The 22,041-nt window shown below is 65.2% G+C and carries 23 protein-coding genes and 1 pseudogene; 9 read left to right on the forward strand and 15 right to left on the reverse strand.

All coding sequences use genetic code 11. The features are described 5' to 3' along the window. Nucleotides 1–3 precede the first annotated feature (3 nt). The 7 genes from LL253_RS17045 to copC form a co-directional block, all read right to left on the reverse strand. A complete protein-coding gene (locus tag LL253_RS17045) occupies nt 4–1,725 on the reverse strand; it encodes a PHA/PHB synthase family protein (protein ID WP_021245223.1) in 1,722 nt (573 codons plus the stop codon). A gap of 188 nt (nt 1,726–1,913) precedes the next feature. After that, complete coding sequence (locus LL253_RS17050) at nt 1,914–2,135, reverse strand: hypothetical protein (protein ID WP_017501310.1); 222 nt, start codon at nt 2,133–2,135, stop codon at nt 1,914–1,916. After that, nucleotides 2,129–2,527: a Cu(I)-responsive transcriptional regulator gene (cueR, locus tag LL253_RS17055; RefSeq protein ID WP_007406402.1), complete on the reverse strand. Its 399-nt coding sequence runs from the start codon at nt 2,525–2,527 to the stop codon at nt 2,129–2,131. The genes LL253_RS17050 and cueR overlap by 7 nt, the downstream gene beginning before the upstream one ends. Further along, nucleotides 2,524–4,881 carry a heavy metal translocating P-type ATPase gene (locus tag LL253_RS17060; RefSeq protein ID WP_021245221.1) on the reverse strand — a complete coding sequence of 786 codons (2,358 nt, stop codon included), beginning with the start codon at nt 4,879–4,881 and terminating at the stop codon, nt 2,524–2,526. Before LL253_RS17060 ends, cueR begins: the two co-directional genes overlap by 4 nt. 107 nt (nt 4,882–4,988) lie before the next feature. After that, the gene (locus LL253_RS17065) at nt 4,989–5,663 is read right to left on the reverse strand and encodes a class I SAM-dependent methyltransferase (RefSeq protein WP_017501308.1); all 675 of its coding nucleotides are present in this window, start codon (nt 5,661–5,663) and stop codon (nt 4,989–4,991) included. Between the two features lie 36 nt (nt 5,664–5,699). Continuing rightward, a complete protein-coding gene (copD, locus tag LL253_RS17070) occupies nt 5,700–6,644 on the reverse strand; it encodes a copper homeostasis membrane protein CopD (protein ID WP_020820523.1) in 945 nt (314 codons plus the stop codon). Between the two features lie 4 nt (nt 6,645–6,648). After that, nucleotides 6,649–7,026 carry a copper homeostasis periplasmic binding protein CopC gene (copC, locus tag LL253_RS17075; protein ID WP_007683372.1) on the reverse strand — a complete coding sequence of 126 codons (378 nt, stop codon included), beginning with the start codon at nt 7,024–7,026 and terminating at the stop codon, nt 6,649–6,651. A gap of 133 nt (nt 7,027–7,159) precedes the next feature. Here copC and LL253_RS17080 point away from each other — a divergent pair, with 133 nt between their 5' ends. From LL253_RS17080 to LL253_RS17120, 9 genes are all read left to right on the forward strand, one after another. Next, the gene (locus tag LL253_RS17080; protein ID WP_004212738.1) at nt 7,160–7,432 is read left to right on the forward strand and encodes a hypothetical protein; all 273 of its coding nucleotides are present in this window, start codon (nt 7,160–7,162) and stop codon (nt 7,430–7,432) included. Further along, a complete protein-coding gene (locus tag LL253_RS17085; protein ID WP_007683368.1) occupies nt 7,432–7,872 on the forward strand; it encodes a periplasmic heavy metal sensor in 441 nt (146 codons plus the stop codon). Before LL253_RS17080 ends, LL253_RS17085 begins: the two co-directional genes overlap by 1 nt. Continuing rightward, nucleotides 7,869–8,435 (forward strand): RNA polymerase sigma factor, encoded by a 567-nt coding sequence (locus LL253_RS17090; RefSeq protein ID WP_007683367.1) that lies wholly within the window; start codon nt 7,869–7,871, stop codon nt 8,433–8,435. Before LL253_RS17085 ends, LL253_RS17090 begins: the two co-directional genes overlap by 4 nt. A gap of 66 nt (nt 8,436–8,501) precedes the next feature. Then, a complete protein-coding gene (locus LL253_RS17095) occupies nt 8,502–10,427 on the forward strand; it encodes a copper resistance system multicopper oxidase (protein WP_007683365.1) in 1,926 nt (641 codons plus the stop codon). Continuing rightward, the gene (locus LL253_RS17100) at nt 10,427–11,575 is read left to right on the forward strand and encodes a copper resistance protein B (RefSeq protein ID WP_007683363.1); all 1,149 of its coding nucleotides are present in this window, start codon (nt 10,427–10,429) and stop codon (nt 11,573–11,575) included. Before LL253_RS17095 ends, LL253_RS17100 begins: the two co-directional genes overlap by 1 nt. A 90-nt stretch (nt 11,576–11,665) precedes the next feature. After that, a complete protein-coding gene (locus LL253_RS17105) occupies nt 11,666–12,139 on the forward strand; it encodes a DUF305 domain-containing protein (protein ID WP_007683361.1) in 474 nt (157 codons plus the stop codon). A gap of 58 nt (nt 12,140–12,197) precedes the next feature. Next, nucleotides 12,198–13,733, forward strand: a complete 1,536-nt coding sequence (locus LL253_RS17110; RefSeq protein WP_150289957.1) for a two-component system sensor histidine kinase NtrB — start codon at nt 12,198–12,200, stop codon at nt 13,731–13,733. Beyond that, a complete protein-coding gene (locus tag LL253_RS17115) occupies nt 13,723–14,346 on the forward strand; it encodes a response regulator transcription factor (protein ID WP_007683357.1) in 624 nt (207 codons plus the stop codon). The genes LL253_RS17110 and LL253_RS17115 overlap by 11 nt, the downstream gene beginning before the upstream one ends. Nucleotides 14,347–14,427: 81 nt before the next feature. Continuing rightward, nucleotides 14,428–14,835: a response regulator gene (locus LL253_RS17120; protein WP_007683354.1), complete on the forward strand. Its 408-nt coding sequence runs from the start codon at nt 14,428–14,430 to the stop codon at nt 14,833–14,835. A gap of 62 nt (nt 14,836–14,897) precedes the next feature. Here LL253_RS17120 and LL253_RS17125 read toward each other — a convergent pair. The 8 genes and pseudogenes from LL253_RS17125 to adhP form a co-directional block, all read right to left on the reverse strand. Beyond that, nucleotides 14,898–15,212, reverse strand: a pseudogene (locus LL253_RS17125) (CorA family divalent cation transporter); the annotation flags it as partial. A gap of 401 nt (nt 15,213–15,613) precedes the next feature. Continuing rightward, on the reverse strand, nt 15,614–15,895 hold the full coding sequence (locus LL253_RS17130; RefSeq protein WP_004212690.1) for a type II toxin-antitoxin system YafQ family toxin: 282 nt from the start codon (nt 15,893–15,895) through the stop codon (nt 15,614–15,616). Beyond that, on the reverse strand, nt 15,882–16,145 hold the full coding sequence (locus LL253_RS17135; RefSeq protein ID WP_004212689.1) for a type II toxin-antitoxin system RelB/DinJ family antitoxin: 264 nt from the start codon (nt 16,143–16,145) through the stop codon (nt 15,882–15,884). Before LL253_RS17135 ends, LL253_RS17130 begins: the two co-directional genes overlap by 14 nt. 384 nt (nt 16,146–16,529) lie before the next feature. Beyond that, entirely contained in the window at nt 16,530–16,967 is a 438-nt protein-coding gene (locus LL253_RS17140; protein WP_007683347.1) for a DUF411 domain-containing protein, read from the reverse strand. A 79-nt stretch (nt 16,968–17,046) separates the two neighbouring features. Continuing rightward, nucleotides 17,047–18,288 (reverse strand): MFS transporter, encoded by a 1,242-nt coding sequence (locus LL253_RS17145; RefSeq protein ID WP_007683345.1) that lies wholly within the window; start codon nt 18,286–18,288, stop codon nt 17,047–17,049. Beyond that, on the reverse strand, nt 18,282–19,268 hold the full coding sequence (locus LL253_RS17150) for a copper resistance protein B (RefSeq protein WP_009823975.1): 987 nt from the start codon (nt 19,266–19,268) through the stop codon (nt 18,282–18,284). The genes LL253_RS17145 and LL253_RS17150 overlap by 7 nt, the downstream gene beginning before the upstream one ends. Further along, the gene (locus LL253_RS17155) at nt 19,265–20,971 is read right to left on the reverse strand and encodes a copper resistance system multicopper oxidase (protein WP_007683343.1); all 1,707 of its coding nucleotides are present in this window, start codon (nt 20,969–20,971) and stop codon (nt 19,265–19,267) included. Before LL253_RS17155 ends, LL253_RS17150 begins: the two co-directional genes overlap by 4 nt. Before the next feature lie 25 nt (nt 20,972–20,996). After that, a complete protein-coding gene (adhP, locus tag LL253_RS17160; RefSeq protein ID WP_007683342.1) occupies nt 20,997–22,022 on the reverse strand; it encodes an alcohol dehydrogenase AdhP in 1,026 nt (341 codons plus the stop codon). Nucleotides 22,023–22,041: the final 19 nt, after the last annotated feature.

Here is a 22,041-nt window from a genome sequence, read left to right on the forward strand (position 1 = left end):
GGCTCAGCGCTCCAGCACGTAGCGCCCGGGGGCATCACCGAGCGGCGGATAGTTCCGTTCGGGCGCGCCCATCGCCGGTGGGGCCGCCGCCTCGCCCGAGTGCGATCCAAGCCATGAACTCCATTCCGGCCACCACGACCCTTCGCGCACCTCGGCCCGCTCCAGCCAGGCATCGGGACCTGGCGCCGGGCCATCCTGCATCCGTGTCGCGATGCGATAATGGCGATGAGGATGCCCGGGCTCGGAGACGATCCCGGCATTGTGGCCACCGCTCGTCAGCACGAAGCGGATCTCCGCGCCCGTCAGCATGTGGAGCTTGTGGGTCGAGCGCCACGGCGCGACATGGTCGGTTTCCGTGCCCACCATGAAGATCGGCATGCGCAGCCCCGAGAGCGAGACCGGGTGGCCGCCGGCCTCGTAGCGCCCTTCGGACAGGTCATTGTCGAGGAACAGGCGCCGAAGATATTGCGCGTGCATGGCATAGGGCATGCGGGTGCCGTCGGCGTTCCATGCCATGAGGTCGGTCATCGGCTCGCGCTCGCCCATGAGATAGGTCGAGAGGATGCGCGACCAGAGCAGATCGTTGGACCGCAGCATCTGGAAGGCGCCGCCCATATGGCTGCTGTCGAGAAAGCCGCGCGCCCACATCATCGCATCGATCAGGTTGATCTCCGCCTCGTCGATGAACAGACCAAGTTCGCCCGGCTCGCTGAACTCGGTCTGGGCGGCGAACAGCGTGACGCTCGCCAGACGCTCATCTTCATCGCGCGCCATCGCGGCCGCGGTGATGGCGAGCAGCGTGCCGCCGATACAATAGCCGGCCGCGTGGATCTTCTCGGTGCCGGTAATCGCCTGGATGACATCAACGGCGGCCATCGGCCCAAGCAGGCGATAATCCTCCATGTCGAGATCGCGGTCGGCGCTGTCGGGATTGTGCCAGGAGATGCAGAACACGGTGTAGCCCTGCCCTACCAGCCAGCGGATGAGCGAATTTTCCGGCGACAGGTCGAGGATGTAATATTTCATGATCCATGCCGGCACGATCAATATCGGCTCCGGACGCACCGTCTCGGTTGCGGGCGCATATTGGATCAGTTCCATGACCCTGTTGCGAAACACGACCTTGCCAGCCGTGGCTGCGACCTTCTCGCCGACCCGATAGGCCTCCGTGCCCGCTGCGGGCTCCCCGCGTACCAGGCGTTCCAGGTCGTCGCAAAAAAATCGCGCACCCTCGACAAGGCATTGTCCTCCGGTTTCGAGGATGCGCTGCTGGAGCACGGGGTTGGTCGGGATGAAATTGGTCGGGGACACCATGTCGAGCATCTGGCGGGTCGCGAACTCGACGATCGCTTCGTGGTGCCCGGTGACGCCGCTCACGCCGGTCGTCGCGGCATGCCACCATTGCTGCTGGAGCAGGAAGGCCTGCTCGATCAGGTCGAACGGATGGCGCTTCCAGGCTGCGTCGGCGAAGCGCCGATCCTGGGGCAGCGGATCGATCGCCGGCTCGGGATCGCTGCCGGATGCGCTGCGCATGGCATAGTCGGCGAGCCGCATCAGCTTGCGCCCGCCCTTGGCGGCGAGCTGCAGCTGCCTGCCTGGCGAGCAGAGAATGTGCGTCCACCAGTCGGAAAAAGACTGCGCCAAAGTGGCGGGCGACTGGCCTGAAGTCAGCTGCGCGATGGCGGCGAAGCTCGACCGATCCAGCGTCGTGGCCAGACCGTCCAACGGGTCAGGGATATTGCTTCGACTCTGCACATTTTCGCTCCTGCTGCGGTGCAACAAGCCCTGAAGCGCAGGAAGCCTCTGCGCACTCCGTAGTCCTACGGAGGGATTGCCTCGCATATGCCAGCCCCAGAAGTCAGAGCTCAGCACGACATTGCTGTATGAAAAGCGGCCAAATACGATCAGGAGGCTCAGTGCGGTCGCACGGGCGAGCCAGCTATCCCGCCGAACCAGTCCCGCAATACCGGCGAAAGGGTCTGCGGGTTGCCGCCGATATGGCGAAGATCCTCCGCCAGCAGTGGCGGGCGGACTGCGAGGAAATATATCGCGAGGCCCGTCGTGAGAATGCCAAGTGCGATCAGCACCCCGGCCGCCAGAGCGGGTCTGGTCCGAGAGGCGGCCGGCGCTAACATTTTCTGTCGAGACTCAGTTCGGCGATGATGGGACAATCTGGCCGCTCGTCGCCATGACAGCGCTCGGCGAGATCGACGAGGGTCTCGCGCAGGGTCGTCAGCGCTTCGGCCTTGCGCTGCAATTCCTCCGCCCGCGCCAACGCGACCCGCTTTACATCGGCGCTGCTGCGGCCCGTGTCGGCCCACAGGCCGAGCAGGGTCCGGATCTCCTCGATCGGAAAACCGAGATCGCGGGCATTGGCGATGAACCGCAGGCGATGGAGGTCACTCTCGCCATAGTCGCGATAACCCGCTCCCCGGCGCGGCGGCGCCGGGATGAGGCCGATCTTCTCATAATGGCGGATCATCCGCTCCGAGACCCCGCTTTGCTTCGACGCCTCCCCGATGTTCACAGCGCTTTCCGGTTGAGGCGCAGCGCGTTGGTGACCACGCTGACCGAGGAGAGCGCCATGGCGGCGGCCGCGATGATCGGCGAGAGCAGGATGCCGAACAGCGGATAGAGCGCGCCCGCCGCCACCGGCACCCCGGCGACATTGTAGATGAAGGCGAAGACCAGGTTCTGGCGGATGTTGGACATGGTCGCCTGGCTCAGCCGCCGTGCCCGCACGATGCCCATGAGATCGCCCTTGAGCAGCGTCACGCCCGCGCTCTCGATCGCGACGTCGGTGCCCGAGCCCATGGCAATACCGACATCGGCGGCAGCCAGTGCGGGGGCGTCGTTGACCCCGTCGCCGGCCATCGCCACCACGCGCCCCTCGCTTTTCAACCGCGCGACGACGGCACTCTTCTGGTCGGGCAGTACCTCGGCTTCGACATCGTCAATGCCGAGCCGCCTTGCCACCGCCTCTGCTGTGGTGCGGTTGTCGCCGGTCAACATCACCACGCGAATGCCTTCGGCCTTGAGTGCGGCCAGGGCCTCCGGCGTCGTCTGCTTCACGGGATCGGCGATTGCAAAGGCGCCGCCGACGGTGCCGTCGACGCCGATGAAGATCGCGGTGGCGCCATCCCGGCGCAGGGCGTCGGCCTGCTCCGCCAGCGCGTCGGTTGCTATGCCCTCTTCCGAGAGGAACCGCGCATTACCGAGCACGATCCGGCGGCCGTCGACGGTGCCGAGCGCGCCGCGTCCGGTGGGGGAATCGAAGTCGGTGACGTCGCTCGTGGGGATGCCGCGATCCTTGGCGGCCTCGACGATCGCCAGCGCGAGCGGATGCTCGGAGGCCCGCTCGACCGAGGCGGCAAGCCGCAGCAGTTCGGCTTCGTCGAAGCCGGGCGCCGGCACGATCTGGGTGACGGCAGGCCGGCCTTCGGTCAGCGTGCCGGTCTTGTCGACGACGAGCGTGTCGACTTTTTCCATATGCTCGAGCGCTTCGGCATTCTTGATGAGGACGCCGAGCCCGGCGCCGCGGCCAACCCCGACCATGATCGACATCGGCGTGGCGAGACCCAGTGCGCAGGGACAGGCGATGATCAGCACGGCGACCGCCGCAACCAGCCCGTAGGCGAAGCGCGGCTCGGGGCCCCAGATGCCCCAGGCGATGAACGCGACCACCGCGACCGCGATGACCACGGGCACGAACCAGCCCGACACCTGATCGGCCATGCGCTGGATCGGCGCGCGCGAGCGCTGCGCCTCGGCGACCATCTGGACGATGCGCGCCAGCATGGTGTCCCGGCCAACCTTGTCGGCGACGATAACGAGCGCGCCGGTCTGGTTGAGCGTGCCGCCGATCACCGTGTCGGCCTTGGCCTTGGTGACGGGCATGGACTCACCGGTGACCATCGACTCGTCGAGCGAGGAACGGCCGTCCTCGACCACGCCATCGACCGGCACCTTCTCGCCGGGACGCACACGCAGGCGGTCGCCGACCGCAACGAGATCGAGGCTGATTTCCTCTTCACTGCCATCGGAACCGATCCGGCGCGCGGTCTTTGGCGCAAGGTTAAGCAGCGCCTTGATCGCGCCCGAGGTCCGCTCGCGCGCGCGCAGTTCGAGCATCTGGCCGAGCAGCACGAGGACAGTGATCACCGCGGCCGCCTCGAAATAGACGGCAACCATGCCGTCCTCTCCGCGGAAGGCGGGCGGGAACAGCTGGGGCGCGAGCGTCGCGACGACGCTGTAGATCCAGGCGACCCCGGTCCCCATCGCGATCAGGGTGAACATGTTGAGGTTGCGGGTCTTGAGCGAGGCCCAGCCACGCTCGAAGAAGGGCCAGCCCGCCCAGAGCACGACGGGTGTCGCCAGCACGAACTGGATCCATACCGAGATCGACATCGGCACGAGGCGATGGATCGCGGGAAAGAGATGCGCGCCCATCTCGAGGATCAGCACCGGGAGGGCCAGCATCAGGCCGACCCGGAAGCGCCGTGTGAAATCGACCAGCTCATGGCTGGGGCCGCTGTCGGCAGTCACGGTCGCGGGCTCGAGCGCCATGCCGCAGATCGGACAGGACCCGGGATGGTCCTGCCGAATCTCGGGATGCATAGGGCAGGTCCAGATCGTGCCTTCTGGCACCGCGACTGGCGGTGCCGGCGGGCCGAGATAGCGCTCGGGATCGGCGATGAATTTTGCCCGGCAGCCCGCGCTGCAGAAATGATAGCTTTCACCGCCATGCTCGGCATGGTGCGCAGTGATCGCAGGATCGACGGTCATGCCGCAGACCGGGTCCTTGACGCCAGCCGCTGGTTTCGCAGCGCCGTGGCTGCCGCAGCAACCGCCGCCATGCGCCGCTCCATGTGTCTCGTTCATCGCCTTGCTCCTTTCGACGCCTGACGATCTAGGGTCTGACACCGTGTCAGGGTCAATACGTAATCGCCTAAGCGGACAAATCGGCGGGCCCGTTCGCCTGGCCGCCATCAGCCAAGGTCATTGGCAACCGTAAGGCCGTGGTCCTGCGCCGGTCGATGCGCCGTAAACAAGTCGATCGCGCCGGTGATGGTCAAAAGCCGAAACGTCTCGGCCACATGCCTGAAGCCGGCCGCCGCGATCAGGCCGGGGAGCACGCCGTCGGCATTGGGCCGGGTATCATCGATGCCATCGAGCCGCTGCACGGTCAGGCGGAAGGCAAGCCGCATGAAACCCTGCTGGCGGCCATAATCGGCGATCACCAGGCGCCCACCCGGGCGCAGCATGGCGAACATGGCGCGCAGGGTTGCCGCCTTCTCCCTGACCGGCATCTGATGCAGCACGAGACTCGACACGACAGCGTCGGCGGTACCCGGGGCCACGTCCCTGGCAAATCCCTGACGCCAGTCGATATCGGCCCGCCGCACAGCGGCCTTGTGCCGCGCGATGTCGAGCGCCTCGGCATCGGGATCGAGACCGATCACCTGCGTCCTGGGCTCGGCTTGCTTGAGCATCAGCGCGAAGCTGCCGGTGCCACAGCCGACGTCGACGACCGTCTCACCGGCTTTGGGCGCCAGGGCGGCGAGCATGGCGGCACGCCACCGCTTCTCCCGCGTCCACAGGCGGATCGCGCGATCATAGTCTTTCGTCGATCCGGTCCCGAGCGGCGGGGTGTAGGATTGCATTGGCTTCTCCCAACGCGAGGCGTTCGAAACGATAAACTACATCGACATGGGTGGCGACAGTGTCCCCAGCCAGGCGACCAGCCCGAGAATGACGATCGCAAGACCGCCTTCGACGACGAGGCTCGCGCGCAGCAGCGCCTGCGCCCGTGGCGCGTCCTCTTCCTCGATCGCCTGCGCAAGTGCCGGGGTCAGGCGATAACGGTTGAGCGCGGCCAGGCCCAGCATGCCGGCGAAGAGCAGCAGCTTGGCGATGAGCAGCAGGCCGTAGGTCGACTGCCCGAGAGACGCGATGTTGCCCGGGCCGACCAGGAACCAGCCGTTCACCGTCCCGGTCAGGATCAGCAGGGCGACGATGATCGTGCCGACGAGGGAGAAGCCCCGCAGCGCTTCCTCGGCGAGCATGACCCGGTCCATGTCTTCAGTGGCGAGATCATCGGTTGCGAGCCTGGTAAGAACCAGCGCAAGGAATGCGGCAAGCGCGCCGACCCAGGCGCCCGCGGCGAGCAGATGGATGAGATCGGCCCCCAGTTGCAGCCAGCCCGCCTCGCCTTCGCCGGCCGCGCCATGCCCGCTCCAGGCGAGGGTCGCGAGTGCGACCGCGCCTGCCAGAGTGGAGGCGATGAAGGCAGGACGGGATTGCCGGCGATAGAAGGGGATGGAGAGCAGAAGAACGAGGAGCGCGACGAGGCGCGCCTTCAGCGCCGTTCCCATGGACGTGCCGTTGAACAGCTCTGCGACCATGGAAAGATCAGGCTGGGTGAGCGGCAGCCCGGTCATGGCCGCTGCCTGCAACGCGAACCCCAGCGCCGACAGCAGGAGGGCGAGACAGGCGAGACCGGCCACCATTGCTACCATCGGCAGATGCCGCTGTACCATCCGGCCGCCGCCGGGCGCATAGAGCGCGAACAGCGGCAGGCCGAACAACAGGCCGAGATCGACGTAGAGCGCCCAGCGGACGGCGACGAGTGCCACGTCGTTCATGGCGTCACTTGACGGTAAAGGCGAGATTGCCCTGGATGCGGTGCGTGTCGGTCGAGACGACGTGCCAGGCGACCTGATAGCTGCCCGCCATGAGCGGCTTGGCGAGCGTCAGCACGAGCGTCTTGTCGCCTTCGACGGACGTCTTGAAGCCGGTTACCGCCATGCGGTGGTTGGGCATGCCGGGCATGCCGGTCATCACGATCTCGGCGCCCGACAGCTTCGGCATCAGACCTTCACTGAAGGTGAGCGTGATACGCGAAGGCGCCGAGACGCTGGCGTTCGCGGCGGGCGTCGAGGACACAAGCTTGGGATGCGCGTAGGCCGGAGCAGAAACACTCAGGCCGACGGCGGCGATAACTGCGAGAGGCGAAAAGAAACGCATTGGAACATTCTCCTGTAGATCCCATGAGACAATACGCAGCCCGAGCCCCCACCCCTCGCAATTATTCTTTTCAATCTACAGCAAGGGTTCCTGGACCATCGTGCGTATTGAAGGATGAAGACGGAGAAGCACCATGGATGAACTTGACCACCTGCTCTCGCGGTTGCGCGATGCGCCTCTCGATCCCAGGCTCGGCGGCCTGGAAAGCCGGGTCATGGCGGAAATAGCGCGCATCCGGGCCATACCAAGCCTTGGCGCTATGACGTTCGGCATCGCGGCCGCAACCGCGCTGTTCATCGGAATTGCCGGCTCGGCAGTTCCGACACGGTCTGCTGATGCCAAACCGCTATCGCCCTTCGATGCTCGGCTCGCGCTTGCGCCCTCGACGCTGCTGAGCTCGCAGTGATGCGCGACCGCCGCCGGCTCCTGCTCCTCGTCCTGGTGACCTTCGCCGCGGCGATCGCTGGCGTTGTCATTGGCCGCGTCTATGTGGTTCCAGTGCGCCCGGTCGAAAATGAGCTGCACGAGCTGCTCCATCGCGATCTGAAGCTGAATTCAGCGCAACACAGCCGACTCGAGACAATCGAGAAGAACTACGCGATCCGGCGTCAAGCGCTGGAGGCCGAATTGCGCGCCGACAATGCGCGTCTCGCGGAAGCGATCGAAGCGGAGCATGGCTATGGCCCGCAAGTCGCAACTGCGGTGGATCGCTCGCACCAGGCCATGGGCGCGCTGCAGAAAGAAACACTTGAGCATATCTTCGCGATGCGGGCCGTGCTGCGCCCGGATCAGACGGACAAATTCGACGACGCCGTGGTGAAAGCGCTGACGGCCAAATCCGAATGACCGCGTGCCTCCCCGACTGCTCGGACGGGGAGCTCGCGGCTCTGGCGCTTGGAGGCCGGCAAGCGGCCTATGGCGAGCTGGTCCGCCGGCATCAAGGTTGGGTTCACCGGCTCGTGCGCAGCCATGTCGGATCTATGGATGAGGCATTGGATGTCACCCAGGCGAGCTTCGTCGCGGCCTTTGCCGCACTCAACCGCTATGACGTAACCCGACCCTTCCAGGTCTGGATGTCCCGGATTGTCATCAACAAATGCCATGACTGGCGGCGTCGGCGAGCGGTTCGAAATTTCTTTGCCCTAGCCCTACCGCTCGGCGAGGCGGACGGCGTCGCCGACGACGCACCGCTGCCCGATCAGGCGATCGGGGCCGAACAGCAGCTCGCGCAAGCAATGAAAGCGATTGCTGCCCTGCCGTCTTCCCTCAAGGACACGCTTATTTTGCGTACGATCGACGAGAAATCGGAAGCTGAAACCGCCGAAATTCTCGGGATCAGCCAGAAGGCGGTCGAAACGCGCCTCTATCGAGCTAGGGCACGCCTTTCGGAAATATTAAAGAAAGTTTGAGGGGGATGAGGCCATGCTGCGTATTCCCAATAGGTACGCCCTCTTTCTTAAAGCTGAGACAACCGAATGATTTCTGCTCTCGACCGCCGCCAGTTCCTCCGCGGCGCGGCCCTCGCCGGCGGCGGCGCAGCATTGTCAGCCTGGCTGCCGGCCTGGGCGCAGACGATCTCGCCGGGGATGCGACCGACGCTGCCGACCGTGTCGGGCGAAGACATTACGCTCACCATCGCCCGGCAGTCGATGACCATCGACGGGCGCAAGTTCCGGGCAATCGGCCTCAACGGCACGGTCCCCGCCCCGCTGATCCGGCTGCGCGAGGGCCAGCGCGTGCGGCTCAACGTCATCAATCAGCTGGAGGAGGACAGCTCGATCCACTGGCACGGGCTGATCCTGCCGGCCAATATGGACGGTGTGCCGGGCGTGTCTTTTCCGGGCATCAAGCCGGGCTCGAACTACCTCTACCAGTTCTCCGTCGTGCAAAGCGGCACCTACTGGTACCACAGCCATTCAGGCCTGCAGGAACAGGAAGGCCATTACGGCCCGATCATCATCGATCCCGCCGGTGCCGATCCGGTCGCCTATGACCGCGAGCATGTCATCGTGCTCGCCGATCACAGCGCGCTCTCGCCGCAGGCGATCTTCCGGCGCCTCAAGGTCAACCCCGGCCATTTCAATTTCCAGCGCCAGACCCTGGCCGGGCTCCTGTCGGGCAAGGATCAGCCGCTCAAGGACCGGCTCGACTGGGGCCAGATGCGGATGGACCCGGCCGACATCTCCGATGTGACCGGATCCACCTACACCTATCTCGTCAACGGCCATGGTCCGATGGACAACTGGACCGCGCTCTTCACCCCGGGCGAACGGGTGCGGCTGCGGGTCATCAATGCGTCGGCGATGACCACCTTCAACGTCCGCATCCCCGGCCTGCCGCTGACCATCGTCCAGGCCGACGGGCAGAATGTGGTGCCGGTCACCGTCGACGAGTTCCAGGTTGGTGTTGCCGAGACCTACGACGTCGTTGTCAGCCCAGGCGATGACAAGGCCTACACCCTTGTCGGCGAGGCGATCGACCGCTCGGGCATGGCGCGTGCCACGCTCGCGCCGCGCGCCGGCATGGCCGGCGAGGTTCCCCCCTTACGCAAACGGCCGCTCGCCGACATGAAGGACATGGGCATGGACATGTCCTCGATGCCGGGCATGGAAGGCATGGACATGTCGGGCGGCGCTATGCGGGGCGTCGATCCGACGGCCGAGAAGAACGCGTCCGCGCGCCTCGCGACCGGCGCGGCGGCAGCGATGGCGACCATGGACAATAGCGCCATGGCAGGCATGGATCATTCGGGGATGGATCATTCCGCGATGAGCGGGATGGACCACGGCGCGATGGGCGCCGATGGCCAGATGGCGGGCATGGACCATGGCGGGCACGCGATGGGGTCGATGAAGATGCGAGACTTCTCGAACGCGCCGCAGGTGAAGCGCGACCCGAGCGTCCAGACCATCTCGCCGATGCCCGTCGACCGCACCGGCGAGCCCGGCCAGGGCCTCGCCGACGTCGGCCACAAGGTGCTTGTCTACAGGGACCTGATGGCGCTCGATCGCAATCCGGACGTGCGCGCGCCGAGCCGCAGCATCGACATTCACCTCACCGGCAACATGGAGCGGTTCATGTGGTCGTTCGACGGCGAAAAAATGTCGGACCATCACGAGCCGATCCCCTTCATCGAAGGCGAGCGGGTGCGCGTCAATCTCATCAACGACACGATGATGGGGCATCCGATCCATATTCACGGGCATTTTTTCGAGCTGGTGACGGGGCATGGCGATCATGCGCCACGCAAGCATACGGTAATCGTCCAGCCCGGCGGCAAGGTGACCTGGGACTTCACCGCCGACGCGGTCGGCGACTGGGCCTTCCACTGTCATCTCCTCTACCACATGCATGCCGGGATGATGCGGGTCGTGAGCGTCCGTCCGAAGGGAGACGCGTAATGACCCGCATCCTCACGCCGCTGGTGAGCGCGATCGCCCTTTTCGCTGCCGCGCCCGCCTTTGCCCAGGATCATTCAATGCACGGCATGCCCGGCATGGCGCCGCCGGGCGAGGTGCCGCCGGCGCAGGAGAAGAAGAAGGACAAGGCCGCCGCCAGGCCGCGCGCTCAGACACCAGCGCCAGACGCCACCTCGGCGATGGACCATTCGCAGCACCAGGCCAGTCCTGCGCCGCAGGGAGATGCGGCCGGTCAGCCGCAACCCGCGTCTCCCGCGATGCCGGACATGCCGGGCATGGACCACTCCCAGCATCAGGACGGCGCGATGCCGGACATGCCCGGGATGGACCATTCGCAGCATGGCCAGACCGCCATGCCCGGCATGCAAATGACCGGCACGGCGCTTCCGGCCGGCAATGCGCCCCCGCCGCCTCCCCCCAGCGACCACTTCGCCGATCGTGATTTTCCCGGCGCCGAGATGGCGCGCTCACGCGACATCATGATGAAGGACAGCGGCGGCAACAATTTCGGGCAGGTGCTGCTCAACCTGTTCGAGTATCAAGCGCATAGCGGTCGCGATGGCTATCGCTGGGATGGCGAAGGCTTTTACGGCGGCGATATCAACCGGCTCTGGCTCAAGAGCGAGGGCGAAGGCGAGTTCGGCCGCGGCATCGACAGCGCGGAGGTGCAGGTGCTCTATAGCCGGGCCATCGACCCCTATTTCAATCTTCAGGGCGGTATCCGCCAGGACTTCGGCCGCGGGCCCGACCGCACTTACGCGACGGTCGGCGTCGAGGGCCTGGCTCCCGGCATGTTCGAAGTCGAAGGCGCGCTGTTCCTCTCGACCAAGGGCGATGTTCTGGGCCGGGTCGAGGGCTATTACGACCAGCGCATTACCCAGCGCCTGATCTTGCAGCCGCGCGCCGAGGTCAATTTCGCCGCGCAGGATATTCCGGAGAACGACATCGGTTCGGGGCTGGTCAACATAGAGCTCGGCGCGCGCCTGCGCTATGAGTTCAGCCGCCAGTTCGCACCCTATATCGGCGTCTCTTATCTGCGCAAAGCCGGCGACACGGCGCGGCTGTCGAGGCTTGCCGGCGAGGACGTCCATGCCACCAGCTTCGTCGCCGGCATCCGCTTCTGGTTCTAGCATCGGGACGGCTGATGGCGGGGGCGAACAGGAGAGCGGGGCGTTACACTGAGACCCAGGTCGGCCTGCGCCGAACGAAGGAGATACGCCATGGATCATTCGTCCCACATGAGCACACGGAAGATGGGCGCCTATTGGAGCCTGGCCTTCCAGACCGTCATCAGCGGCGTCATCATGTATCTGGTGATGTTCGTCATGATCGACGGGCTCGACAGCTTCTACAACAACCTCAACATGCTCTACATGACGCTGATGATGGTCTCACCGATGGTGGTGCTCATGATCCTCGCCATGCGGCACATGTTCCCGTCGAAGGCCGCCAACATCGCGCTGATCGCCGCGTCGCTGGTCGCCTTCTTGGGCAGCTTCGCGTTCATCCGCACGCAGACCACGATCGGCGACACGGCCTTTCTGCGCTCGATGATCCCACACCACTCCGGCGCGATCCTGATGTGCCAGGAAGCAAAGCTCAGCGATCCCGAAGTCATCCGGCTTTGCGAATCGATCAAGCGCTCGCAGCGGCAGGAAATCGACGAGATGAAGGCCATACTCGCGCGGCGCTGAGTGGCACGGTCCGGCTACGCCCGGATACGTGCGCCCGGCCGGGCGTGTGAGCCGGCCGATGGTCTACACGAGGCGCGGGCCCGACGAGATTGCCAGGGAGGTGGCGCGGCTTGCGCCGCTGTTCCTGCGACAGGCTGGCGGCCACGTCCTGACGCTGCTCGATCCTTCCGGGATGGTGCTGAGCTATAATGAAGAAGGCGAGCGTGCCGAATGCTGGCCGCTCGATCGCGTCCTGGGACAGCCCCACGACCTGTTCTACCCGCCCGACGAGATTACGGCGGGGCGTCCAGGCGCAGACCTGGCGGCCGCCCTTCACGAGGGCACGCTGGAGCGCGAAGCGTGGCGGGTCTGCGAGAACGGCGCGGAATATCTGGCGCGCCTGACGATCACCGCACTGTTCGAAGGCGACACACATCGCGGCTTCGCCTGCATCAGCCGCGATGTCACCGACGAGGCGGCGGTCCGCGCATCGATCGAGACCCGCGAGCAGCATCTGCAATCGATTCTGGCGACGGTGCCGGATGCGATGATCATCATCGACGAGACCGGCGCCATCACGTCGTTCAGCGCAGCGGCACAACGCCTGTTCGGCTACAGCGAAGCCGAGCTCGTCGGCCGCAACGTCTCCTGCCTTATGCCCCAGCCCGATCGCGACCGTCACGACGAATATCTCGCGCATTATCTGCAGACCGGCGAGCGCCGGATCATCGGCCTCGGTCGCGTCGTGGTCGGCCAGCGCCGCGACGGCTCAACCTTCCCGATGCAGCTGTCGGTCGGCGAGGCCGGTGAAGACGGGCAGCGGTTGTTCACCGGCTTTATCCGGGATCTCACCGCCAAGGAGCAGGATGAGCTCAGGCTCAAGGAACTGCAGGCAGAGCTGGTCCATGTCTCTCGGCTGAGCGCGATGGGCACGATGGCCTCGACGCTCGCGCATGAGCTCAACCAGCCGCTTGCCGCGGTCGCGCTCTATCTCGAGACGATCCGCGACATGCTCGACGAGCGGGACGACGAACCCTTCGTGTCGCTACGGTCGGTGATGGATGATGCGGCACAGGAAACGCTGCGGGCCGGCCATATCGTCCGGCGCCTGCGCGATTTCGTCGCCCGCGGCGAGGTCGACAAGAGCCTCCACGAGCTGCCGCAGGTCATCGCCGAGGCGAGCCAGCTCGCGCTGGTCGGTGCACGCGAGCGCGGCATCCGCAGCTTCTTTGCGGTCGATCCCGCCGCGACGCTGGTCCTCGTCGACAGGGTGCAGATCCAGCAGGTGCTGGTCAACCTGATGCGCAATGCCATCGAGGCGATGGCGGAGTGTCCGGTTCGCGACCTCAAGGTGGCGACCAGGTTGCGCCCTGACGGGCTGATCGAGGTGACCGTGGAGGATACCGGTCCCGGCATCGCGGACGGAATCCGCGAGCAGCTCTTCACGGCGTTCAACTCGACAAAGGCCGACGGCATGGGCCTCGGCCTCTCGATCTGCCGGACCATCATCGAAGCGCATGGCGGCCGTATCTGGATGGAGCGCCCCGACCGCGGCGGCACCCGCTTTCATTTTACCTTGATCCATGCGCGGGCGGAGGAGGAACATGGGGGATAGACGCGTCATCCATCTGGTCGACGACGAGGAGAGCATCCGCAAGGCGGCGAGCTTTGCGCTCAAGACCGCGGGCTACGACGTCGTGACCTATGCCTCGGGCGTGGAGTTTCTCAAGGAGGCGAAGTCGGCGGCCGTCGGCTGCGTCATCCTTGACGTGCGCATGCCCGAGATGGACGGTCTCGAGGTTCAGGCCGCCATGGCAGCACGCGGGGTCAACATGCCGGTCATCGTCCTGACCGGCCATGGCGACGTGTCGGTTGCGGTGCAGGCCATGAAAGGCGGCGCGGTCGACTTTCTCGAGAAGCCCTTCGAGAAAGCGGCCCTGCTCGGCGCCGTCAGCCGCGCGTTCGCGCGTCTCGACGATGTCGACTTTCGCACTCTGGAAACCTCTGAAGCCGGCGTGCGGGTCGCTGCACTGACGCCCCGGGAGCGTGAAGTGCTGGAAGGGCTGGCGAACGGCCTGCCCAATAAGACGATCGCCTATGACCTGGGCTGTTCATCGCGAACGGTCGAGGTCCATCGCGCGAGCCTGATGGCCAAGCTCGAGGTCCGCAATTTGTCCGAAGCCCTGCGGATCGCCTTTGCCGCGGGCATGGGCCGCAAGCCGAAGTGACTGCGACCTCTACGTAGCGACGGGACGAGGCGCGATATGCGATCGATGGTGCAATCGTCACACGGGTGTCCGCTTCTCGCAATGCCATCGGTCCGTTCCACTCAGCATGATGGCAGATACACCATCCTCGTCTCCGACGACGATCCCGGCGTGCGGCGTGGCCTCCAGCTGCTGCTGAGATCGCGCGGCTATGCCGTGTGGGGATATACGACCGGCCACGCGCTGTTGGCCGACCCCCGCGCGAAGGAGGCAGACTGCGTCATCCTCGACTATCGCATGCCCGACATCGACGGATTCGCGATGCTGCGTCACCTTCGCGAGATCGGATGGTCGGGACGCGCCATCATGATCTCAGGCTTTCACGACACGCTGCTGGCCTGGCGGGCCGCCGAGGCGGGCTTCGATCACGTTCTCGCAAAGCCTTTGATCGGCAGGGCTTTGCTCGATGCGTTGGACCGGCACCGCGCCGAGGTTCTGCGAAAGCATTGAGTTATGGCGGCCGGCCCCCGGCAGCCTCAGCCCGGCGCGATGTGGAAAGCCGATCTGCGCCGTCAAAGCCAGTGGCTACGTTTGAACCGGATGTAGAGCCCAATGCAGACCGCAGCGATGACGCCGAGGATGACGAAATATCCCCATTGCGTCTTCAGTTCGGGCATATTCTCGAAATTCATGCCGTAGATTCCGGCAATCGCGGTAGGCACCGCGAGGATCGCGGCCCAGGCGGCAAGCTGACGCGTGATCGCACCCTGGCGCTGCTGTTCGAGCAGGTGACTCGCCTCGAACACCGAGATCAGGATGTCGCGGATGCCGGTGATGGCGCTCTCAACCCTGAGCATGTGATCGAGCAAATCACGGAAATAGGGTTTCCTTCTCACGATCTGGCTTTTGAGCCATTCGAGCATGGAATCTTTTGCCATCATGGGCGTCGTCGTCGCTCTCGGCAGCATCGTCTACCGGGCCAGCATCCGCCGGTCATCAACGTAGGGGTCACGACGGTGGAGCGAGCGGTCGGCTCTTCAAGCCCAACGCGATCGGCTCATTTCTCGCTCACCAGTCGTGAACTAACGGCAAATTTGTCAGAATTTGAGGGTGAAAGTGATTTATGGCCCTCATTTTTGTTTCAAGCAGCGCCTGCCGAATGCATCTCTGCGATTGATGTCTTCTGCAAAAGCTTGTTGGCATCGGATGCTCGCTGATCACACCTAACCCGTAATCGTGCCTCTGGCTGACATACCCGACAAACGTATAAGCTCGCCATGCGCGGGCGTCACCAACCCAATTCCGCGTGCGATCCCAAGCGCACAAGCTGCAAGGTGTCGTCATCGGGCTTGCGGTAAATCAGCACGAGGTCGGGCTTTATGTGGCAATCGCGATGGTCGCGCCAGTCGCCGGTCAGCGCATGGTCGCGGTGGCGCGGTTCAAGCGGCTCGTCGGATGCCAGCGCCTCGATGATCGGGATCAGGTCAGCGTCCAGCGTCTTGGCGTGCTGCCCCTTCTTCTCCCGCTTGTAGTCGCGCTTGAACCGCCCGAAGCGTTCAATCGTCCGCATTGAGGTCGGCCATCAGGTCGACCACCGTGGCGAACCGCTTGCCCTTTCCCTCGCGCGCTTCCTTCATGGCCTCGATCGTCTCGGCATTGGGCACCAGCGGTTCAAACGGCAAGGCCTTGTCGCGGGCAACGCGGGTCAGCATCAGGCGCACGGCATCGGAGACGGTCAGCCCCATAGCAGCCAGCACGGTCGCGGCTTCCTCCTTCACCGCTCCGTCGATCCGGGTCTGCACAAGAGCGTTTGCGGCCATGTCGATTTCCTTTCTGCATGACGATGTAATGCAAGCGAACGCAAAGTGCAATCAGGCAAAGCCCCGGCTATCGACATGGCGACCGGGCTTCGCGTTTTTCACCTTCAATGCTGTGAGTGCCATCGGTTCGGGGCCCTGATCGGGAATGTTGGGGCCGTTCTCACACTTTCGGTGGGCAAACGGTCCCACAATCGTTCCCACATTTTGGGCCAAATTCAGGCAAATCAGGGAGACGACCGCGAACAACTTACAAGACAAATCGTTGCTTTTTCAGTGTAGGTAGGGGTAGGGACGCCATCAGCTCGCTTGACACAAGGTTCTACACTCGACAGCGGGGTCCTCTACCACCGGGCAATTCTGCAGGATGCTGCAAACCGCGCGATATCAATGGCGGGCGAAAATTCGCTGACCGGCGCTGCCGAAGGCCACCACCGTATAGGGTTGGCGGGCAGCGCCTGCCACTTCCATGCCCTCCGAACCGATCGGCATCCCCGCAACCGCAATGCCTTTGACGCCCGCAGGACGGGTCGCCAGCAAGCGCTTGACGTCGGATATCGGGACATGGCCCTCGATCATATAGCCATCGACGATCGCGCTGTGGCAAGATGCCAGCGTCCGGGGCATGCCGGCCTTGCGCTGAAGCTCGCTGCGCGACGCATCGTCACGCATGACGACCTTGCGTCCCAGCTTCGCGCGCACGGCCTGCGCCCACTTCTCGCAACATCCACATCCCGGATCCCGGTGGACGACGATATCACTGGCCGCAAGCGCTACGCCGGGCATGGCGAGGAACAGCAAGGCGACGAATAGGCGGGTCTTCATGAAATGACTCCCGGAAGAACGATAAGCATGGGGCAGAGGCCCCTTCTTTTCTATACGCATCAATGCGCCCCTCCCCTCATCACGCAGATGATTTTACGATGGCGGGCGGCCTCCAGGCTAGCGGCAGGGACACAAGCAGCGCTAGCGATAGACCACCAATCCCCCACAGAACGAGCGGCTGCGCCCCGGGAGCGACGATGGCTATCGCCAGCGGCGCGAGCGCCTGCCCGATGCTGGCGGCGGAATGCTGGAAACCGAGCTTCACGCCTGAAGGGGCCCCGCCGCCGCTGATCCAGAAGCTGGTGACCAATCGAAGGGTTGCCGAGCTCCAGCCGGCAGCAACGATGATCCCACTGAGCTCGGCCATACTCGCGGCGACAGGAAACATGAAAAGTGCCACAGCCAGCAGGCCCAGCGTCAATCCGGCAAGCCGCCTCGGCACAGTGACCAGCCAATCCAGCTTTGCATGGAAGATCTGTGCCGCCAGCATGCCCAATCCGCAGAGACTGAGCATCCAGGCGATCTCTTCGCGGCTCAGCGAAATGGCGCTCCGCGTCACCAGGAGATTGACATGCATCGCCGCCAGCCCGCCGCCCGCGACGATCGTGATAAAAAGCAGGATCAACGTCGCGCCGAGCGTAGGCGCGGGCAGGTCTCCGCCATCGATGCAAGGTGCACACCAGCGCGGCAGACGCACGGCGCAAAGCGCCGCCCCGACGGCACCGATGCCGAGAGCGAGGATCATGAGGGGAGCGCGGGGCAGGATCGCGGCCGAGACCTCCGCCACCAGCGGACCGGCGAGATCGCCCAGAAACACGAAGGCGGTCAGCCAGGTGAAGCGGCGCGCCTGGTCCGCGCGCCCGCTTGCGGCAAAGCTCGCGCAGAGCAAGCCCAACGGTATGATGGCGGCCGACGCCATCCCCGCCACCAGACGCAATGCATAAAGCTCAGGCAACCCGACGAGGCCGATCGGCGCGGTCACCAGCGCGAGGATGACCAGCGCTGCGCGCAACATCGCCCGATAGTCGACCCGGTCCGCGATCCAGCCCCAGAGCGGCGCCGCCAGCAAGGCTGCCAGGGGATGGACCGCAGTCAGGCTCGCGACGTGAAAATCATGAGCGCTTGACGATAGCGCGCCACGAGCCGGGTCGACCAGTGCCGGAAGGAAGGCGAGAATGGCCGTCTGTCCCGCCGACGCCGCAGCCGCCGCGAGCAACAAGACGAAAAAGGAGGCCGGCCAGCGACCGTTGGCTTGCGATCCAGCCTTGTCACGCGGCGCGTTCGCGGTCGATCCCTCGAGTGGCCATCCGCGGATCACCACCAGGCGCGCAAGCCGATCACCAGCCTGTGTTCGGAAGGCCCTTCCCTGCGCAGGCGACGGAAATCGGCCGTGCCGTCAAATGCGCGCTCCCAGACGAAGCCGATATAGGGCGCGAACTTGCGCGACACCTCGTAGCGCAACCGTCCGCTCAGCTCGACATTGCTGAAGCCGCTGCCGAGCTGCCGATCGCTCGACCGCTTCGAATAGATATTGGTTTCCACCTGCGGCGTAAGGATCAACCGATTGGTGAACAGGACCTCATAGGAGGCCTTGGCGCGCGCCGCGAGACGCCCATCGGTTCCTACATAGCCGGTGAGCTGGACGTCGAACCAATAGGGCGCCAGTCCCTCGACGCCGGCGGCGAGCCAGGTGGTCGCACCCTTGCCGAGATCCTGCCTGACCCCGAGCAGCGTGCCCCAGAACGGGTTCTTGCTGTGCCACCACAGCGCCTCGACGCTGCTCTCCGGATCGAGACGTTGGTCGCGGGAGTTCTTGAGCCCCTGGCTGCGCAGCCAGAGCTTGTCATTGTCCTGACCCTTGGTGACGAGCACGGTCCAGCCCACGCCCTGACCCTCGTTGCCGCTGGTGAACTCGAGCTCATCCACAAGTATCTTGGGGATCGAGAGCTTGTCGGCCATCTCATAGCCCGGCAGCGTCGAGTTGCGATAGCCGTCGGCATAATCGTCCGAGTTGCGCGCGTCCGGCGGGGCCTTGCCACCCTGCATCGAGCCCATGTCCATCGTGGCGCCGTTACCGGACGCCTTCGTGTCGGTCATATCCATGCCCGGCATGTCCATGCCCGCATGCTCCTGAGAGCCTTGCGCGGAAGGTGAGTTTGGATCGGGAGTGGCCGTTTGGGCAGGGGTGGCGGCGGGCGACGGGGGCAAGGCATCCTGCGCGAGGGCGGGAGCCGTGATCGCCGGCGCCAGGAAGAGGGCAACGCCAAGAGCAATGCCGCGCGAGGGGATAATCCGGATCATGCGACCACCACCTCCCGGAACATGCCGGCCGCCATGTGATAGAGCAGATGGCAGTGGAAGGCCCATCGGCCCATGGCGTCGGCGGTGACGCGGAAGCTCACCCGCTGGGCGGGCTGGACCACGACCGTATGCTTGCGGACCTGGAAGGCGCCGTCCGGGCCTTCGACATCGCTCCACATGCCGTGCAGATGCATCGGATGCGCCATCATCGTGTCGTTGACGAAGGTGACGCGCAGCCGCTCGTTCGGCTTGAAATGCAGCGGCCGGGAATCGTTGAGCTTGATGCCGTCGAGCGACCAGATGAACCGTTCCATATTGCCCGTCAGATGCAGCTCGATGTCGCGCTCGGGCTCGCGCGGGTCGGGATCGCCGCCCGGCGTGCGCAGATCGGCCAGCGTCAGCACGCGCCAGCCGCGCCCGCGCAGCCCGGCGCCGGGATCGTCCAGATTGGTGCGGGGATAGTCGACGCGCATGTCGGTATTGGCGCCATATTCGGTGCGGGCGTGCTGTGCCCTGGCCGGCATCTCGGTCATGCCGTGCCCGGCATGCGCGTCGCCTCCCATTGCGCCCATCGTCGCCATCGCGCCCATCATGTCGACCGGCTCGAGCCAGGTCCGGGCATCGAGCGGCGGCACGGCTGCCGCCATGCCCGGAGCCGGTGCGATCGTGCCGCGGGCATAGCCGCTCCGATCGATCGCCTGCGCGAAGATGGTGCGGGCGCCGCCCTCGGGCATGGTGAACTCGACGTCATAGGTCTCGCCCGGGCCGATCCGGAATTCCTCGACCGTGACCGGCTCGACCGGCTGCCCGTCGGCCGATACGACCGTCAGCTCGACCCCCGGGATCCGCACGTCGAAGAACGTCGCCGTCCCCGCGCCGACGAAGCGCAGGCGCACGCGTTCGCCGGGCGCGGCGATACCGGTCCAGTTGCCGGCGGGCGGCGCGCCGTTCATCAGATAGGTGTAGGTCGCGGCAGAGACATCGCTGTAGTCGGTCGGGTTCATCCGCGAGCTGTTCCACATCCGCCGCCGCTCGAGCGCCTTCCCAAGGCCCATGGCGCCGACATCCTTGAGGAAGTCGCCGGCTGTCGGCTGCGCAAAATTATAGTAGCTGCTCTGCTTCTTGAGATTGAGGAAGATCTGCAGCGGCGGCTCGTCCGACCAGTCGCTGAGCACGATGCAATAGTCGCGATCGGGCGCCCGCGCCGCCGGCGCCTGTTTCGGCTCCACGATGATCGCTCCATAGAGTCCCGTCTGCTCGGCGAGCGTGTGAGCGTGATACCAGTAGGTTCCGCTCTGGCGGACCTCGAAGCGATAGGTGAAGGTCTCGCCCGGCGCGATGCCGGCAAAGCTGATGCCGGGCACGCCGTCCATCTCCGCCGGCACGATGATGCCGTGCCAATGGATGCTCGACATCTCCTTGAGGCCGTTGCGCACACGGAGCGTGACCGTGTCGCCTTCGCGCAGGCGCAGGACCGGCGCGGGCACGCTGCCGTTCACGGCGGTCGCGATACGGCGTTTGCCGGTGAAGTTGACTGGCAGCTCGGCGATCTCGAGGTCGAACTCGGTCCCGCTAAGCTCGGCGGGCGAGACTGGGGCGGATCGCGCGAGAAGCGCCGGGGCGAAGCCGGCAACCGCGCCGCCGATCGCCAGCCCCTGGACGAAACGGCGCCGTGCGATCGGCCGGATATGTAAGGGAGACATGAACTGTACTTTCGCGAAGTCGGGTTCAGGCGAGGTCGAGGACGATCCGGCCCTCGATGTCGCCATGGTGCATGCGGGAGAAGACGTCGTTGATGTTCTCCAGCTTGTCTGCATGGACCGTGGCCTTGACCTTGCCGTCGCCGGCGAACGCCAGTGCCTCGAGCAGATCGAGCCGCGTGCCGACGATCGAGCCTCGCACGGTAATGCCGTTCAGCACGGTGTCGAAGATCGACAGCGGGAAGTCGCCCGGCGGCAGACCATTGAGCGCGACCGTGCCGCCGCGCCGGACCATGCCGAGCGCCTGCTGGAACGCCTTGGGCGAAACGGCGGTGACGAGCGCTCCGTGCGCGCCGCCTATCGCCTTCTTGAGCGCTGCCGAAGGGTCCTCGCTGTGCGCGTTGACCGTCAGTGTGGCGCCAAGGCGTGTAGCGAGGTCGAGCTTGCTATCGTCGATGTCGACCGCGGCCACATTGAGACCCATGGCACGGGCATATTGCACCGCCATGTGGCCGAGCCCGCCGATCCCTGAGACGACCACCCACTCGCCGGGTCGGGCCTCGGTGGCCTTCAATCCCTTGTAGACGGTGACGCCCGCGCAGAGGATCGGCGCAATGTCGAGGAAGTCGACATTGTCGGGAAGGTGACCAACATAGTTGGGATCGGCGAGGACATATTCGGCAAAGCTGCCATTGACCGAATAGCCGGTGTTCTGCTGTTCGTGGCAAAGCGTCTCCCAGCCACCCAGGCAATGCACGCAATGCCCGCAGGCGGTGTAGAGCCAGGGCACGCCGACCCGGTCGCCTTCCTTCACATGGGTGACGCCCGCACCGACGGCGGCGACATGCCCGACGCCTTCATGGCCAGGAATGAAGGGCGGGTTGGGTTTGACCGGCCAGTCCCCTTCTGCCGCGTGCAGGTCGGTATGGCACACGCCGGTTGCCGCAATCTTGACCAGGATCTGCCCGGGGCCGACCGTCGGGATCGGCGCGTCCTCGATGACCAGGGGCTTGCCGAATTCGCGGACGACCGCCGCCTTCATGGTTTTCGCCATGTCCGTTTCTCCTTTTGAG

Source organism: Sphingobium soli (assembly GCF_020782245.1).
In the GTDB taxonomy this organism is placed as follows: Bacteria; Pseudomonadota; Alphaproteobacteria; order Sphingomonadales; family Sphingomonadaceae; genus Sphingobium; species Sphingobium soli.